16 protein-coding genes are annotated in these 15,605 nt (G+C 66.6%); 6 read left to right on the forward strand and 10 right to left on the reverse strand.

Annotated elements, in window-relative coordinates; genetic code table 11:
• Positions 1-41: 41 nt before the first annotated feature.
• The 3 genes from lepB to ACAX61_RS06285 all read left to right on the forward strand — a co-directional run bounded on the left by lepB (position 42) and on the right by ACAX61_RS06285 (position 2,059).
• On the forward strand, positions 42-848 hold the full coding sequence (lepB, locus tag ACAX61_RS06275) for a signal peptidase I (protein ID WP_370713920.1): 807 nt from the start codon (positions 42-44) through the stop codon (positions 846-848).
• 2 nt (positions 849-850) lie between these two features.
• Complete coding sequence (rnc, locus tag ACAX61_RS06280; RefSeq protein ID WP_370713921.1) at positions 851-1,516, forward strand: ribonuclease III; 666 nt, start codon at positions 851-853, stop codon at positions 1,514-1,516.
• Between the two features lie 87 nt (positions 1,517-1,603).
• A complete protein-coding gene (locus ACAX61_RS06285; protein ID WP_370713922.1) occupies positions 1,604-2,059 on the forward strand; it encodes a DUF983 domain-containing protein in 456 nt (151 codons plus the stop codon).
• A gap of 36 nt (positions 2,060-2,095) precedes the next feature.
• Here ACAX61_RS06285 and ACAX61_RS06290 read toward each other — a convergent pair whose 3' ends face one another.
• The 4 genes from ACAX61_RS06290 to ACAX61_RS06305 form a co-directional block, all read right to left on the reverse strand.
• Entirely contained in the window at positions 2,096-3,166 is a 1,071-nt protein-coding gene (locus ACAX61_RS06290; RefSeq protein WP_370713923.1) for a 5-(carboxyamino)imidazole ribonucleotide synthase, read from the reverse strand.
• Entirely contained in the window at positions 3,163-3,645 is a 483-nt protein-coding gene (gene purE, locus ACAX61_RS06295; protein ID WP_370713924.1) for a 5-(carboxyamino)imidazole ribonucleotide mutase, read from the reverse strand. Before purE ends, ACAX61_RS06290 begins: the two co-directional genes overlap by 4 nt.
• A 65-nt stretch (positions 3,646-3,710) precedes the next feature.
• Entirely contained in the window at positions 3,711-5,804 is a 2,094-nt protein-coding gene (locus ACAX61_RS06300; RefSeq protein WP_370713925.1) for a transglycosylase domain-containing protein, read from the reverse strand.
• 92 nt (positions 5,805-5,896) lie between these two features.
• Complete coding sequence (locus ACAX61_RS06305) at positions 5,897-6,562, reverse strand: methyl-accepting chemotaxis protein (protein ID WP_370713926.1); 666 nt, start codon at positions 6,560-6,562, stop codon at positions 5,897-5,899.
• A gap of 105 nt (positions 6,563-6,667) precedes the next feature.
• Here ACAX61_RS06305 and ACAX61_RS06310 point away from each other — a divergent pair, with 105 nt between their 5' ends.
• On the forward strand, positions 6,668-7,021 hold the full coding sequence (locus ACAX61_RS06310; RefSeq protein WP_370713927.1) for a YbaN family protein: 354 nt from the start codon (positions 6,668-6,670) through the stop codon (positions 7,019-7,021).
• On the opposite strand, the gene ACAX61_RS06315 is transcribed toward ACAX61_RS06310, so the two are convergent.
• Genes ACAX61_RS06315 through ACAX61_RS06335 form a run of 5 tightly spaced genes read right to left on the reverse strand, consistent with a single transcriptional unit; the run spans position 7,022 to position 12,467 of the window.
• Positions 7,022-7,420 carry a hypothetical protein gene (locus tag ACAX61_RS06315; RefSeq protein ID WP_370713928.1) on the reverse strand — a complete coding sequence of 133 codons (399 nt, stop codon included), beginning with the start codon at positions 7,418-7,420 and terminating at the stop codon, positions 7,022-7,024.
• Positions 7,417-7,851 carry a protein tyrosine phosphatase family protein gene (locus ACAX61_RS06320; RefSeq protein ID WP_370713929.1) on the reverse strand — a complete coding sequence of 145 codons (435 nt, stop codon included), beginning with the start codon at positions 7,849-7,851 and terminating at the stop codon, positions 7,417-7,419. The genes ACAX61_RS06315 and ACAX61_RS06320 overlap by 4 nt, the downstream gene beginning before the upstream one ends.
• 24 nt (positions 7,852-7,875) lie before the next feature.
• Entirely contained in the window at positions 7,876-9,648 is a 1,773-nt protein-coding gene (gene recQ / locus ACAX61_RS06325) for a DNA helicase RecQ (protein ID WP_370714927.1), read from the reverse strand.
• A gap of 30 nt (positions 9,649-9,678) precedes the next feature.
• Positions 9,679-10,638: an alpha/beta fold hydrolase gene (locus ACAX61_RS06330; protein ID WP_370713930.1), complete on the reverse strand. Its 960-nt coding sequence runs from the start codon at positions 10,636-10,638 to the stop codon at positions 9,679-9,681.
• Between the two features lie 11 nt (positions 10,639-10,649).
• Positions 10,650-12,467: an ABCB family ABC transporter ATP-binding protein/permease gene (locus ACAX61_RS06335; RefSeq protein WP_370713931.1), complete on the reverse strand. Its 1,818-nt coding sequence runs from the start codon at positions 12,465-12,467 to the stop codon at positions 10,650-10,652.
• A gap of 98 nt (positions 12,468-12,565) precedes the next feature.
• Between ACAX61_RS06335 and ACAX61_RS06340 the strand changes: the two genes are divergently transcribed.
• On the forward strand, positions 12,566-12,793 hold the full coding sequence (locus ACAX61_RS06340; RefSeq protein ID WP_370713932.1) for a hypothetical protein: 228 nt from the start codon (positions 12,566-12,568) through the stop codon (positions 12,791-12,793).
• Here the strand turns inward: ACAX61_RS06340 and ACAX61_RS06345 are convergent, their stop codons facing one another.
• The gene (locus ACAX61_RS06345; RefSeq protein WP_370713933.1) at positions 12,794-14,203 is read right to left on the reverse strand and encodes a DUF389 domain-containing protein; all 1,410 of its coding nucleotides are present in this window, start codon (positions 14,201-14,203) and stop codon (positions 12,794-12,796) included.
• 144 nt (positions 14,204-14,347) lie between these two features.
• Between ACAX61_RS06345 and nhaA the strand changes: the two genes are divergently transcribed.
• Positions 14,348-15,586: a Na+/H+ antiporter NhaA gene (gene nhaA / locus ACAX61_RS06350; RefSeq protein ID WP_370713934.1), complete on the forward strand. Its 1,239-nt coding sequence runs from the start codon at positions 14,348-14,350 to the stop codon at positions 15,584-15,586.
• Positions 15,587-15,605: the final 19 nt, after the last annotated feature.

Raw genomic sequence — 15,605 nt, forward strand, 5'->3', positions numbered from 1 at the left:
AGGCGCTTGACGTGGGCAACACACCCCGGCACGTCGAACCCATGGCCCGTCGCACCGCCCGCGCATCCGCGCCCCGCCCGAAACGCCCCGAATGGCAGGAAACGCTGATCTTCCTGGTGAAGCTGGCGCTGATCGTGTTCGTCGTTCGCAGTTTCCTGATCTCCCCGTTCGTCATTCCGTCGGGGTCGATGCTGCCGCGCACGCTGATCGGCGATTACCTGTTCATCACGAAATGGAATTACGGCTATTCGCGCCATTCGCTGCCGTGGAGCATGCCACTGATCCCCGGCCGCGTGCTGCCGTCCACCCCGGCGCGCGGCGATGTGGTGGTGTTCAAGGCACCGCCGACCAGTGACGAGGACTGGATCAAGCGCGTCATCGGCCTGCCCGGCGACACGATCCAGATGCGCGGCGGCAAGCTGTTCCTGAACGGACAGGCGGTGCCGAAGCAGCGCGTGGCCGATTTCGTGTTGCCCATCACCCCCAACAGCCTTTGCGACCCCTATTTCCGTGATGAGGGTGAGGACGGCACCGCCATCTGCCGCTATCCCCAGTTCGAAGAAACGCTGCCCGGCGGCGCACGCTATCGCATTCTGGATCAGGGCTTCAGCGCGGGCGACGACACCGGCATTTACCGCGTGCCCGCGGGCCATGTGTTCCTGATGGGCGACAATCGCGACGATTCGAAGGACAGCCGCTTCCCCGATGCGATCGGTTTCGTGCCGATGGAGAATCTGGAGGGCAAGGCCATCGTCAATTTCTGGTCGACCGATGGCAGCGCGTCTTGGCTGGCGCCGTGGACGTGGCCCGCCGCCACACGCTGGCACCGGATCGGGGAGCTTTACTGATCATGAGCGATCTGGCCGCATGGCTCGACGCGACCTTTGGCGGCGTCGAATCACCCGAACGCTTCGCTCGTGCGCTGACGCATGGCAGCCAGGCGGCTGCGAATTACGAGCGACTGGAGTTTCTGGGCGATCGGGTGCTGGGCCTGACCATTGCTGAATGGCTCTATTCGCGTTTCCCCGAAGAGCCTGAGGGCAAATTGTCGCGGCGGCTGAACGCGCTGGTGACCGGCCCGGTTTGCGCCGACGTTGCCCGTTCGATCGGCGTTCGCGCACAATTGCGCCTTGGCAAACAGGCACGCGACGACGGCGCCGGCGACAGCGACAATGTGCTGGGCGACGTGATGGAGGCGTTGATCGGTGCGCTGTTCCTCGAACGCGGGTTCGACGGCACCGCCGCCTTCATCCGGGACGCATGGGGCAACCGGATCGAAGCGCAGGGCACCGCCCCCCGCCATCCCAAGTCCGGGCTTCAGGAATGGGCGGCGGCCAACCGGCGCAAGTCGCCCGAATATGCCATCCTGGATCGATCCGGCCCCCACCACGCCCCGCGTTTCCGCGTATTGGTCAAGCTGGGCGAATTCGCCAGCGCCGAGGGTGAGGGCACCTCGAAACAGGAAGCCGAGACGGCAGCGGCGGCGGCGTTGCTGAAACTGGTGGAGAAGAAATAGGGCATGATGCGGCCAAGCGCTTCAAACGGAAGGGCTATGGCATTTTGTCCAATGTTGAACGGCCCCTGGCGTCCATAGTTAGGGGACATGACCAATGATCGCGGGCTGCTTCCAGATGGAAGCGCAGGCAAGGACAAGTTCCACTGGATCCTTCAGTCCGGCTGGAAGGGCCTGTGTCCCCGGTGCGGCAAGGGCCATATGTTCCAGTCGTGGCTAAAGGTCGCGGATCGTTGTGAGGTCTGCGGGCTGGATTACCGTTTTGCGGCACCCGATGATGGCCCCGCCTTCTTCTCACTGTGCATTGTGGCGTTTCCGCTCGCCTTCATCCTGGTATGGCTGCAGGTGGCATTTGACCCGCCTTGGTGGGTCCACCTGTTCACGTCGATACCGATCATGTTGATCGGATGCCTTATGCCGCTTCGGCCGCTAAAGGGGTGGTTGGTCGCATCGCAATTTATCAACCGGGCGCAGGAAGCGGGCACGCAGGGCCTGTGGGCACAGCTTCATGGCAGCGACGCGACCAAAAGCGAGTTCGATCAATAGGCGCAGGCACTGCCTGCACCTTCACTCGCCCGGTCGCTACCGCTCGACCCGCGTCACATGGCCCATCTTGCGGCCGGGGCGCGCCTCGTGCTTGCCATACAGGTGCAGGTGCGCGCCCGGCTCAGCCGCCAGCGCGGTCCAGTCGTCGGCATCGACGCCGATCAGGTTCGTCATCGTCACGCGCGCGCCGGTCAGCCCCGATGGCCCCAACGGCAGCCCCAATATGGCGCGGGCGTGGTTTTCGAACTGCGACGTTTCGGCCCCCTCGATCGTCCAGTGGCCCGAATTATGGACACGCGGCGCCATTTCGTTGAACACGGGGCCATCGGCACCGGCAAAGAACTCCAGCGTCAGCACGCCGGCATGATCCAGCGCTTCCGCCACACGGCCCGCCAGCGTGGCTGCTTCGGTCCATTGCGCCGCCACCGGTGCCGGGGCGGGTATGGTTGAGGTGTCGAGGATGCCGTCCTTGTGGACGTTCAGCGGCGGTGGATAGCTGATGATGGTGCCGTCGATCCCGCGCGCCAGCACGATCGAAAATTCATGTTCGAACGACACGAACCCTTCGAGGATCGCGGGGCCGCCGCCGATCGCGTTCCATGCGGCATCGGCGTCCTGGGCGGAAAACAGGCGTGCCTGCCCCTTGCCGTCATAGCCGAAACGCGTGGTCTTGAGGATGGCGGGGCAGCCGATCCGCTCGATCGCGCCGTCCAGCGCGGCGCGGTCGGGCACTTCGGCCCAGCGCGCCGGGCGGCCGCCCAGTTGTTCGACGAAACGCTTTTCGGCCACCCGGTCCTGCGCGACCGACAATGAGCGGGGCGACGGGCGTACGGGCACCAGCGCCCCCAGCCGCTCGATCGGCGCGGCCTCCACATTCTCGAATTCGTAAGTGACGACATCGACCTGCGCGGCAAAGGCCGCCAGCGCCGCATCGTCGTCATAGGCGCCGCGCGTAAAAGCGGGCGCGACATCGTTCGCCGGGCCGGTTTCGGGGGCATAGATGTGGCAGCGATAGCCAAGCTGAGCCGCTGCAATGGCGATCATCCGGCCGAGTTGCCCCGAACCAAGGATGCCGATGGTCGAATTGGGGGGCAGCATGTCGTTCATTGCGGGCTGTCGGGCACCTTGTCGGTTTGTGCCTGCCGCCACGCGACCAGCCGGTCGCGCAGCGCGGGGTCGTTGAGCGCGAGGATCGAAGCGGCCATCAGCGCCGCGTTCGCCGCGCCCGCCTCTCCAATGGCCAGCGTGCCGACGGGTACGCCTGCCGGCATCTGGACAATCGACAACAGGCTGTCGAGGCCGCTCAGCGCCTTTGATCGCACCGGCACGCCCAGCACCGGCAGATGCGTCATCGCCGCAACCATGCCGGGCAAATGTGCCGCACCGCCCGCGCCCGCGACAATCACCTTGATCCCGCGCGCCTCGGCCTCCTTGGCATAGGCGACAAGCCGGTCGGGCGTGCGGTGAGCAGAGACGACGCGCGTTTCGTGCGGCACCTCAAGCGTGTCGAGCAGCGCGGCGCCGCGCGCCATCGTGTCCCAATCGGACGTGCTGCCCATGATGATGCCGACCAGCGGTTGCGCCATATCCCTTGCCCCCGTTCGGGAAAGTCCGGTGCCCTAGCGGCCACGCCGCGAAAGGGCAACGCGGTTCAGAACCCTTCCGGCCCCGGACCGCCGGGTTCCTCATCCGGCGGGAACGGTTCATCCTCCCGGCGGCGGCGCTCCGGCTCGAAACGACGGCGATCCAGCTCGATCGCGCCGTCGGGGCCGACGCGCACGCCCAGCCCGTCCAGCTCCCGCTCCAGCGCACCGGGCAGTCCGTCAAACTCGTTGCCGATCGTCTCGATCAGGTTCCCGACCTCGTCGCCCGCTTCCTCGACCGTCTCGACCACCGGCTCCGCGCGCGGCATCGGCGCGGCGCCGGTTGCGCGCATCATGTAATCGCGCCAGATCCGCGCCGGCAGCCCGCCGCCCGACAGCCCGGCATTGGGCGTGTTGTCGTCATTGCCGACCCACACGCCGGTGACGATGCCGTCGGCATAACCGACGAACAGCGCGTCGCGATGATCCTGCGTCGTGCCCGTCTTGCCAAAGGCGGGGACCGACAAGGCGGCCTGTCGCCCGGTCCCTTCGCGAATCGAACCCGCCAGCAGGGTCCGCATATCCTCAAGCTGGCCGCTGGGGATGCGCCGGGTGTCCAGCCCCAGCCGGTCCAGCCAGCTCCCCTCCGGCGCCTGCGCCAGCCCGCGCGGGCGCACCGGCATCTCGCCCGACGCAATCGCGGCATAGGCAGCGGTCAATTCCAGCAGCGACACCGACGAGGTACCCAGCGCGATCGACGCCTCGTTCGCGATCGGTGTGGAGATGCCCAGATCGCGCGCTGCCTTGATCACCGCGCTCGGACCGACCTGCTGCGTCAACCGGGCGGCGGCGACATTGCTCGAGCGGGCAAAGGCACGCGCGAGGCTGATGTCGCCCAGATACCGCCCGTCGCTGTTGCGCGGCGACCAGTCACCGATGGTGACGGGTGTATCTTCGACCATGTCATCGGGCGTCATACCTGCGCGCAGGGCCGCGAAATAGACGAACAGCTTGAAGGTCGAACCCGGCTGTCGCCGCGCCTGCGTCGCCCGGTTGAACGGGCTGGCGGCGTAATTCTTGCCCCCGACCATCGCCACGATCCGGCCATCGGGGCGCATCGACACGATCGCGACCTGGGCCTGACGCAGCCCCGCAGAGCGAACCGCGCGTTCGGCGGCACGCTGCATCCGGGTTTCCAGCGTGGTCTGAACCGTCTGTTCGGTGCTGATCGCGCCCGCCTGATCGCGGGCCTGCGGCAATACCCAGTCGGCGAAATAGGTGCCGATGGGCAGCCGCTTGTTCTTGGAAAGCTTCAGCCGCGCGGGCGACACGTCGCGCGCTTCGCTTTCGGTGATGAAGCCCGCATCGGCCATGGCACCGACGACCACCGCCTGACGTTCGCGCGCGCCCTTGAGGTTGCCGGTGGGGGCCAGCCGGCTTGGCGCCTTGACCAGGCCCGCCAGCATCGCCGCCTGACCGATGGTCAGATCGTCCGGATCACGGCTGAAATAATGGCGCGCCGCTGCGTCCAGGCCATAGACGTTATCGCCAAAATAGACGTTGGACAGATAGCGTGAGAGGATTTCATCCTTGGTCAGCCACGCTTCCAGCCAGAAAGCGATCATCACTTCGCGTAACTTGCGCGCCAGCGTCCGGTCTGACGTCAGAAACGCGTTCTTCGCCAGCTGTTGCGTGATCGTGCTGCCGCCCTGCGAGCTGCGCGAGGTGAAGACGTTGTTGACGAACGCGCGCATGATACCGCGCGGATCGACGCCCAGATGGCTGCGGAAACGCCGGTCCTCGATTGCCAGGAACGCGCCGGTGACATGCGCGGGCAGCTTGGTCGCGTCCACCGCCGTGCCGATGACCGCGCCGTGGCGGGCAATCGGGTCGCCCTCTGCCGACAAAAGCGTGATCGAGGGCTGGACCGGCGGCTCCAGCGATTTGGACAAGGGCGCGGTAATCGCAAGCCAGATGATCGAGATGACCAGCAAGAAGACCAGCACACCCCCAATCCGCGCGACCCAGCGCAGCGGGCTGGGCCGCCACGCGGGCGGCAGCCCCGACGGGCTGCCATTGGCGGGCGGTGGCGGCGCGAACGGGTCGGCCGGTTGCGAGGGGACGGGCGCGGGACGCCACGCATCATTGCTGTCGAAGCGCATTGAACAAACTGTCTTATAGCGCCAACACACCCAGCGCAATCGCGCTTATCGCATGGCCGCGCCGGGGATCGCAATGGTTGGCAACGCCGGCCTCAGGCCGCGCGGCGCTGTCCCAGCATTTCGGCCGCGCGATGGGTGGCGACGGCGGTATCGCCCGCCAGCCGCTTCACCTCGCTTGCGACCACGGCAAAGCCGCGCCCCGCCTCGCCTGCGCGCGCCGCTTCGATCGTGGCGTTCAGGGCCAGCAGGTTGGTCTGCTTGGCGATTCGGGCAATGGCATCGACCGTTCCTGCCAGTTCGGCCAACATCATGTTGCGCTCTTCGTCACGCGCAGAAAGTTCGGCCTGTAGCGACTCCGACTCGCTCAACTGGCGCGCGACCATCTGTTCCAACTGAATCTGACGGGTCACATCGGCGGCGATCTTCAACACGCCGACAGGGCGGCCGTCATCGCCTAGAATGGGGTTGTAGGTCGCTTGCAACCACACGTCGCGGCCATCGGCGGCCAAACGGCGATACAGACCCGAATCGAACCGACCCGCCGCCATCTGGCGCCAGAAGGCCGCATATTCAGGCGACGCCAGATCCTCTGGCGAACAAAAGATGCGATGGTGCCGCCCGATCACGTCGTCGCGACCATAACCCATCAGCCGCAGAAAATTGTCGTTCGCATCGACGATATGGCCGTCCGTGGAAAATTCGATCACCGCCTGCGATTTCAAAATCGCGTCCCACACCGCCTCACCACCGAAACGCATCGCAACCTCCTACTCGAAACGCCGCCATAATGGGGAAATGCCAAAGGAGGTCTTAACCAGCCATGGGGGCTGGCGCGTCGCATCGGGGGGTGGCACGACGGGACGGTGCTTCGCCATCTGTGGAATCTGGCCGGCGGCCTGTCGGTATTGCTGGGGTTGATCGGCGTGTTCCTGCCGGTCATGCCGACGGTGCCGTTCCTGATCCTGGCCGCATTCTGCTTTGCACGCGGCAGTCCGCGGTTCGAGGCGTGGCTGCTGGATCACCCGCGCTTCGGCCCGCCGGTCATCGCCTGGCGTCAGCGCGGGGCGATCCCGCGACGAGGCAAATGGGCGGCCACCATCGGCCTGACGGGCAGCGCGGTGCTGGGCCTTGCCTTGGCGTCATGGCCGTGGTGCGTGATTCCCGCCGTCGTCGCGGTGGTCAGCGGCAGCTGGATCTGGAGCCGTCCCGACGCCTGATCAGTGAACGGTCGGCCTGAGCGCCAGTGACTCAAGCGCGCGGACCTGATCGTCGGTCACGCCAAACAGCGCGACATGGCCCATTTTGGGGTCGCCGCTGTCTACGCCCACCCCCTCGACCGCAGGCACCAGGGCCAGCGGCGGCACCAGACGGCGCACATCGACACGCGCGCCGCGCCGCTTGAGCAGGGCAACCGTGCCATTGCCCGCCACCAGCGCGCCTTCGCCATTGCCGCCGGGCAGAGCCTGGCGCGCGTGAAAGCCGACCAGGCGCCCCTCGGCAATGGCCACCGCGTTATCGGGATCGGTCAGGCTGAGTTCGGCCAGCCGTGCCCAGCGCGCCGCCAGCGCCAATGCCACCATGCCGGCGGCGATTCCCGCCAGCAGCGACCAGCTCACGCGCGGCCCGACAGCGCGTCGAGCATCGGGCGGATACCCGACAGGTTGTAACCGGCACCCGCGCCCTTTTCGACGATCGCCGCCGGATCGCCACCGGCCTTGGCGGCACTGAGCGCCCACAGGTTGCACGACCGCGTACCCGAGCGGCAATAGGCCAGGACCGGCCCGTCGGCATCAGCCAGCAATTGCGTCATCGCATCGATCTGGGGATGGCTGAACCCGGCATGGGTGATTGGAATGGCGGCATAGGACAGCCCCGCCGCCTGCGCCGCGTCGCGCATCTCGGCATCGCTCGGCTGCCCCGCCTCTTCCCCGTCGGGGCGGTTGTTGACGATCGCGCGGAAACCCTGGGCTGCAATGTCGGCCAGTTCGTCGGGGCGAATCTGGGGGGCGACGCTGATCCGGTCGTCGATGCGGCGAATATCGGCCATGGAAAATCTCCTTTGCGCTCGCGCTTATCCCTCGGCGCGGATCACCTCAAGGAAATCGGCGCCGTAAGCGTCCAGCTTTCGCTGGCCCACCCCTGCGATCCGGCCCATTTCGCTCAGGCTGGCGGGGCGTGCCATTGCCATGTCGCGCAGGGTCGAGTCGTGAAAGATGACATAAGGCGGCAGACCCGTTTCCTGTGCGATTTCGCGCCGCTTCGCGCGCAGCGCCTCGAACAGCGGATGGCCGACCGGGTTCGCCGCCGCCCCGGCCCCGCCCCGACCCCGCCGTCGCTCACGCTTGGGCGGCACGATCAGCCGCACCTCTGTCTCACCCTTCAGGATCGGGCGGGCGCCGGGCCCGAATTCCAGCCCGCCATGCGGATTGGCGCGCACCGCATCGCGCAGCATCAGCGCGCGGGCCACGGGCTTCAGCAGCGCCGCTTCCTCGCCATCGACGATATTCCACACCGACAGCGATTCGTGGCCGTTCATCAGGCTGCGTTCGCTCGACTGGCCCGTCAGCACCTGCTCGACATAACCGGTGCCGAACATCTGGCCGGTGCGGAACACCGCCGACAGGTACTTCTGCGCCACCACCGTCGCATCGACCGTGGCGGGCGGGGTCAGGCAATTGTCGCAATTGCCGCAGGTGGCAGGCGGGTCTTCCCCGAAATAGCGCAGCAGCACCGCGCGGCGACATTCGGCGGTCTCGACCAGCCCCGCCAGTGCGCCCAGCCGCGCGCGTTCGCCAGCTTGTCGATGCGGTTCGACCTCGGCGATCCGCTGGCGCGCGCGGGCCAGGTCGTCGGCACCCCAGAAAAGATGCGCGACCGCCGGGTCACCGTCACGCCCCGCACGGCCGGTTTCCTGATAATAGGCCTCGATCGACTTTGGCAGCCCCGCATGGGCGACAAAGCGCACGTCGGGCTTGTCGATCCCCATGCCGAACGCGACCGTCGCCACGATCACCATGTCCTCGCTTGCGACAAACGCGGCCTGATTGGCGGCCCGGATCGCGGGGTCCAGCCCGGCATGATAGGCGCGCGTGGGCCGCCCCGACCGCTCCAGCGCTGCCGCCAGCTTCTCCGTCGCGGCGCGGGTGGGGGCATAGACGATGCCCGGCCCGTCATGTTCGGCGATGACGTCCAGCAATTGCCGGGTGGTGTTATCGCGCGGGGTGATGGCGTAACGGATATTGGGGCGGTCGAAACCGGCGACGATCAGCCCGTCCTGCGAAATGCCCAGCTGCTCAAGAATGTCGGCTCGCGTATGCGCGTCCGCCGTCGCAGTCAGCGCCAGGCGCGGAACATCGGGAAACTGGTCGAGTAGCGGTTTCAGCAGCCGGTAGTCGGGGCGGAAATCATGCCCCCATTCGCTGACGCAATGCGCTTCGTCGATGGCGAACAGGCAGATGCGCGACGCGCTCAGCAAATCGCGAAAATGCGCGGTCGATGCGCGTTCGGGGGCGATGTAGAGCAAATCCAGCGCGCTGGCGCGGAACCGGTCGATCGTCTCCGCCCGGTTGGTGTCGGCGCTGGTCAGCGTGGCGGCACGGATGCCCACTGCCTCTGCCGCCCGAAGCTGGTCGTGCATCAGCGCGATCAGCGGACTGACGACGACGCAGGTGCCCTCCATCATCACGCTGGGCAATTGATAGGTCAGCGACTTGCCCGCGCCCGTCGGCATCACCGCCAGCGTGCGCTTGCCCGCCAGCACGCGGCCGACCACATCGGCCTGCACCCCGCGAAAGGCGGGAAAGCCAAAGGTCGATTTCAGCGTTTCGATGGGGTCGCGGGTCATGCCCGGCCCGCTATCGGGGGCCATGTCCGATCAGGCAAGCCCCGCAATGGTCCGCACGAATGCGGCAGTGGCATCAGGGTGCGTCACCGGCAGCATATGCCCGCCATCGATCAGCTCGATCCGCGCGTCCGGAATCGTCGCCGCCGTTGCTTCGCCCTGCAGCGCCGGGTCCAGCACCGCGTCGCCGCGACCATAAAGGATGCCGACCGGCAGCGTCAGTTCGGGATAATGGGCGGCCATCCATGCGACTTCGGACCGGCTGTTCATCACCTCGAACGAACCGGCGCGATAGCTTTGCGGCCGGGCCGACAGCGCGCCGCCGCCCCTGGTCACGAAATCGGCGGGCACGGGATCGGGCGCGAAAACGGCGGCAGCAACGGCGGGGCCGGTCAGCATCGCGCTCGGCACCGCAAGCGTCCAGGACAGCGCCTGTCGCACGCCGACGGGCGTCGCCAGTCCGGAAAATTGCGGCGGCGGCGCATCGACCGGCTGGGTCAGCGGCGCCACCAGTGCCAGCGCGCCAAAGCGCCCCGGCGAGGCCAACGCCGCCGCCAGCGACACCGCGCCGCCCAGCGAATGGCCCACCAGCACCGGTCGCTCCAGCCCCAGCGCATCGGCCACGCGGGCGATCAGCCGCCCCTGTTCCAGCACGTTCGGACGCCGCCCGCTAAAGGTCGAATGGCCCCAACCGGGCCGGTCGATGGCGATCACCCGGTAATCCGACGCCAGACGCTCGCTAAGCGCATAGGTGAAGTTACGCAGCTGCCCCATCAGGCCGTGGACCATCAGCAGCACTGGGCCCTGGCCCTGATCAACATAATGGATGCGCGCGCCGTCCACCTCGACGAACTTGCCGTCAGCGGGTACCGCCCGGTTCGCCGCGCGCGCCGCCAGTGCCGACCATAAGGCAAGACCGCCGCCGACCGCGCCCGCCGCAATGGCCGCGCCGCCCAGCCAGTTGACATAGCCCTTTTTCGGTTCGTCCGTCATGCCCGTTTCCCTCATTCAGCGGCCAGCGCCTCTTCACGCTCGCGCGCCTGACGTGCCCACATCTCGGCATAAATGCCGCCGCGACGCAGCAATTCGCCATGCGTACCCTGTTCGGCAACCCGCCCGCCCTCTAGAACGACGATGCGGTCCGCATGCACGATGGTCGACAGGCGATGTGCGATGACCAGCGTGGTGCGCCCGCGCTCGATCGTCTCCAGCGTTGCCTGGATTTCCGCCTCGGTCCGGCTGTCCAACGCCGATGTTGCTTCATCCAAGATGAGGATCGGCGGGTCTTTCAACAGCGTGCGGGCAATCGCGACGCGCTGCTTTTCGCCGCCCGACAGCTTCAGCCCGCGTTCGCCCACGCGCGTGTCGTAACCGTCGGGCAGGCTTTCGATGAAGCCGCCGATCGCCGCGCCGCGTGCCGCGCCCTCGATCTCGCCCTGCCCGGCCCCTTCGCGGCCATAGGCGATGTTGTAGCCAATGGTGTCGTTGAACAACACCGTATCCTGCGGCACGATGCCGATGGCGGCGCGCAGGCTTTCCTGTTGCACCGCCTGAATATCCTGTCCGTCGATCAGGATGCGACCCGCCTGCACGTCATAGAACCGGAACATCAGCCGCGCGATGGTCGACTTGCCCGCGCCCGAATGACCGACGATCGCCACCGTCGCGCCAGCCGGCACGTCGAGGTCGAGGCCGTTCAGGATCGCACGGTCGGGGTCGTAACCGAACACCACCCCCTCGAACCGGATTGCGGCCTTGTCGATCACCAGCGCGGGTGCCCCCGGCGCGTCGCGCACCTCTGCCCCGGTATCGAGCAGGTCGAACATTGCGCCCATGTCGATTACGCCCTGACGGATGGTGCGATAGACCCAGCCCAGCATGTCCAGTGGGCGGAACAACTGGGTCAGCAGCGTCGAAACCAGCACCACGTCGCCCGGACTGAACCGCCCCGTCGACCAGCCCCAGGCGATAACGCCCATGCCCAGCGCCAGCATCCCGTTGGTGATGACCGACTGGCCGATATTCAGCCAGGCAAGGCTGTTCTCGCTCTTGGTCGCGGCATTTGCATATGCATGGACGGCGCGTTCATACCGCTCCGCCTCACGCCGCTCAGCATTGAAATATTTGACCGTTTCGAAGTTCAGCAGCGAATCCACCGCATGGGCGACCGCGCCGGTATCCAGGTCGTTCATCCGCTCGCGCAGCTTTTGCCGCCAGTCGGTGACCATGCGGGTAAAGCCGATATAGATGACTACCATCGCCAGCGTCGATCCAACCAGCCACATGCCGAATCGCGAGCCGAAGATCTGAAGCACCAGCCCCAGTTCGAGGATGGTGGGCGCGATGTTGAACAGCAGGAAGTACAGCATCGTGTCGATGCTTTTGGTCCCGCGCTCGACCACCTTGGTGATCGCGCCCGTCCGCCGTTCCAGATGAAAGCGCAGCGACAACTGGTGCAGGTGCCGGAACACCGCCGCCGCCAGCCGTCGCGTCGCATCCTGTCCCACCCGCTCGAACACGGCGTTGCGCAGGTTGTCGAACAACACCGTGCCCAGCCGCGCGACGGCATAGCCGATGACCAGCAGCACGATCAGCGTCGCGGCGCTGCGGTCGCCCGACGCCATTCCGTCGACGGCGCCCTGTAACGCGAACGGGGCGCCATAGACCTGCACTAGCTTCGACAGGATGACAAAGAACATCGCAACGATGATGCGCGCCTTCATCCCCGGTGCGTCGCGGGGCCATAGATAGGGCAGGAAACGGCGCACGGTGGGCAGGAGCGGACGCTCGACCGTGGTGCTGGTGGTATCGATCGGGGGCATGCAAGGGCCTATCTGGTGTCAAGCGCCGCCACATGCAACGCACCGCATTATGCAACGATTCACCGCATCCCGCGTTTGGTGATGCGGAGGCTAGATCAATGGAACCGCTCTACTACGTCATTGCGATCATGGGCTGCGGCGATGCCGGCACGGCTTGCGAGCAGGCGCGTGTCGAGCCGATCCGTTATCGCTCGGCGCTGGAATGTCAGGCAGCGATGCCCGCAGCACTTACGCGCAACAACGACCTGTCCTTTCCCGAACTGACCGGCGCCTGCCAGCAGCAGGGGACGCGTATGGCGCGTGTGGACACGCGCCCGCCCGGCTGATCATTCGGCATCACCCGTCGTCCAGGCGGGCTGGACCGATGTTCCCGTCCCATCCTCGACCCGGATCGTCAGGCCCGCGCGCTGAAGCGCCTCGCCCACGGAAGTCGTCCCCTCCTCCCCGCCCGTGATCGTAACCGGCAGGCCGGTTCGCTGCGCCGCCCAGATGACGGTGGCCAGCGCCGCCGCATCGGGCGCTTCATCCGCGATGACGATTTCCGGCAGGTCGAGCGCAGGCGGCACCAGTTCGATGCGCCACGCCGGGGCTGTCCGCGCCACGCGCTGCTCCAGCAGGCGATAGGTCTCCAGCGAGGCGCCCGGTAATGGCTGTGCGCGGACCACGGCGTGACGTTGCTCGACATCGATCAGGATCGATTCGCGCGGCGCCCCCGATACGATGGACAGTTGCTCGACCAGCCGCTCACCAGTGCGGTCGCTCAACTGGCCCGCCGCGTTCGCGATCTGCGCCGCTTCCGCCTCAGCGCCCGTGCCCACGCGATATTGCTCGATCGACACCGCGACCGGGCGACCTGTGCGACGGCGAAGAACTGACGCGGCATGACGTTCGGCATTGCGATTGTAACGCGGGGTCAGCACCGTCGCGGTCACACGGATGGGATCGCGGCCATAAGCGATATCGACCTGGCTCAGCCGCGCCTCGCCACCGAATTCATCGGCGATGACTTCGCGCGCCTGACGTGAGAACAGCGATTCCCACGCAATCTGACGCAACGACACCGCCAGCGGAACCGCAAGCGCCGCCAGCAGGCCCAGGACCATCACCGTCTGGAACAAGGTATGCTGCGGCGACAGATGGGCGCCGAACCCGTGGATGCGCGCAATCACGGCGGCCGCCAGCGCGATCGTCATCAGGTTGGTCACAAACAGCAGCAGCGAACCGCCGAAGACCGTCCAGTTCTGGGTCGCCAGACCAAAGCCGACAACCGCCAGCGGCGGCATCAATGCCGTGGCGATGGCCACGCCGACGACCGTGCCTGACCGGCCGTGAATGACGGCGTAGCTGCCCGCCAGCGCCGAAAACAGCGCCACCATCAGGTCGAACAGGTTGGGCCGCGTACGCGCCGCAATCTCGTCGGTCACATTCTGGAGCGGCGACAACAGCACGACCAGCGCGGTGAACGTCACCGCCAGCACGATGCCCAGCGCCAGCGCGGTCGCGCCCGTGCGGATCTCCGGCCAGTCAAAGGTCGCAAGACCAAAGCCCAGTCCGATGATCGGCCCCATCAGCGGGGAGATCAACATTGCCCCGATCACCACCGCCGGTGAGGATAGCAACAGGCCCAGCACCGCGATGCCCGCCGACATCAGGATCATGAACGCATAGCGTCCATTCCAGCCCGCATCGTCGCGGACCTGTTCGATTACAGCCGCGTGATTGACATCGCGGCGCATATGCGCGCGCCACCACCGGCGAAGCGCCACAAAGGAGGGCGGACGAGAGGCGTAAACCGTCATGCGCGGGTCGATAAAGGCTTTGCCACGCCTCGACCAGTGCATAGGAAGGGGCGGGCCGTTGCTGACAAAAAGGGGAATTACATGCCGACCCGACTGGTGGGGCGTTCACGTTCGGCGCTTCGCAGCTTCCTTCACAGCGAGGCGATGGGCGGGATCGTGCTGATCGCCGCCGCGCTGGCAGCAATGGTGGTCGCCAACCTGCCCGCGACGAGCGAAGGCTATTTCCACCTTCTGCACATGACCACGGGTCCGGAACTCAGCCCCAAATACGGGCCGATGACGCTGCATCTGTGGATCAACGATGCACTGATGGCGATCTTTTTCATGCTGGTCGGGCTTGAGATCAAGCGCGAGCTGATCGACGGCCGGCTCGCCAGCTGGGATCGGCGGCGGCTGCCCGTGGCAGCGGCAGCGGCGGGCATGATCGTGCCGGCGCTGGTCTATCTCGCGGTGGTCGCGCCCGACCCCGCGCTGACGCCGGGCTGGGCGATCCCGGCGGCGACCGACATCGCCTTTGCCATCGGCGTGCTGGCGTTGCTGGGCAAACAGGCGCCCGCCTCGCTCAAGCTGTTCCTGACCACGGTCGCCATCGTCGACGATATGGGCGCGGTAGTGGTCATCGCAGTCGTCTATACCGCCGGGATCGGTTGGGGTTGGCTGGCGGCGTCCTTTGGTGTGCTGGCGCTCATGTTCCTGCTGAACCGGCGGGGCGTGCTGTCGCTGTGGCCCTATCTGCTGCTGACGCTGCCGCTGTGGCTGTTCGTGTTCAAATCGGGCGTGCATGCGACCGTCGCCGGCGTGCTGGCGGCAATGGCAATCCCGATCGTCAAATCGCCCGCCGCGCCGGATGCCATACACTCGCCGCTTCACCGGTTGGAGCATATGCTCCACTCCCCCGTGGCATTCGTGATCGTGCCGCTGTTCGGCTTTGCCAATGCGGGCGTTTCGTTCGCGGGGCTCAGCCCTGCGATTCTGCTGGAGCCGCTGCCGCTGGCGATCATGCTGGGCCTGTTCGCGGGTAAGCAGATCGGCATCTTCTCCGCCGTGTGGATTTCGGACAAGACCGGCTTTGCCCCCTGCCCGCGCGCGACATGGCGACAGGTTTGGGGCGTATCGATGCTGGCGGGCATCGGCTTTACGATGAGCCTGTTCATTGGCGGACTTGCCTTCCCCGGCAATGAATTGCTGATCGACGAGGTGAAGATCGGCGTTCTGGTCGGATCGATCATCTCCGCTGCGGTCGGCTTCCTCCTGCTGCGCACCGCGCGGCCCATCGCGGACGAGCCGGAACGGATCGCCGACGCCGCCGATCACGCATGAAAAAGGGCGCGGTGGCCAA

This window comes from Sphingomonas sp. IW22 (assembly GCF_041321155.1).
Classification (GTDB): domain Bacteria; phylum Pseudomonadota; class Alphaproteobacteria; order Sphingomonadales; family Sphingomonadaceae; genus Sphingomonas.

Excerpts from the sequence above, each read along its gene's own strand:
- lepB (WP_370713920.1), top strand. The coding sequence starts at position 42 with ATGGCCCGTCGCACCGCCCGCGCATCCGCGCCCCGCCCGAAACGCCCC.
- rnc (WP_370713921.1), top strand. The coding sequence starts at position 851 with ATGAGCGATCTGGCCGCATGGCTCGACGCGACCTTTGGCGGCGTCGAA.
- ACAX61_RS06285 (WP_370713922.1), top strand. The coding sequence starts at position 1,604 with ATGACCAATGATCGCGGGCTGCTTCCAGATGGAAGCGCAGGCAAGGAC.
- ACAX61_RS06290 (WP_370713923.1), bottom strand. The coding sequence starts at position 3,166 with ATGAACGACATGCTGCCCCCCAATTCGACCATCGGCATCCTTGGTTCG.
- purE (WP_370713924.1), bottom strand. The coding sequence starts at position 3,645 with ATGGCGCAACCGCTGGTCGGCATCATCATGGGCAGCACGTCCGATTGG.
- ACAX61_RS06300 (WP_370713925.1), bottom strand. The coding sequence starts at position 5,804 with ATGCGCTTCGACAGCAATGATGCGTGGCGTCCCGCGCCCGTCCCCTCG.
- ACAX61_RS06305 (WP_370713926.1), bottom strand. The coding sequence starts at position 6,562 with ATGCGTTTCGGTGGTGAGGCGGTGTGGGACGCGATTTTGAAATCGCAG.
- ACAX61_RS06320 (WP_370713929.1), bottom strand. The coding sequence starts at position 7,851 with ATGGCCGATATTCGCCGCATCGACGACCGGATCAGCGTCGCCCCCCAG.
- recQ (WP_370714927.1), bottom strand. The coding sequence starts at position 9,648 with ATGACCCGCGACCCCATCGAAACGCTGAAATCGACCTTTGGCTTTCCC.
- ACAX61_RS06330 (WP_370713930.1), bottom strand. The coding sequence starts at position 10,638 with ATGACGGACGAACCGAAAAAGGGCTATGTCAACTGGCTGGGCGGCGCG.
- ACAX61_RS06335 (WP_370713931.1), bottom strand. The coding sequence starts at position 12,467 with ATGCCCCCGATCGATACCACCAGCACCACGGTCGAGCGTCCGCTCCTG.
- ACAX61_RS06340 (WP_370713932.1), top strand. The coding sequence starts at position 12,566 with ATGGAACCGCTCTACTACGTCATTGCGATCATGGGCTGCGGCGATGCC.
- ACAX61_RS06345 (WP_370713933.1), bottom strand. The coding sequence starts at position 14,203 with ATGCGCCGCGATGTCAATCACGCGGCTGTAATCGAACAGGTCCGCGAC.
- nhaA (WP_370713934.1), top strand. The coding sequence starts at position 14,348 with ATGCCGACCCGACTGGTGGGGCGTTCACGTTCGGCGCTTCGCAGCTTC.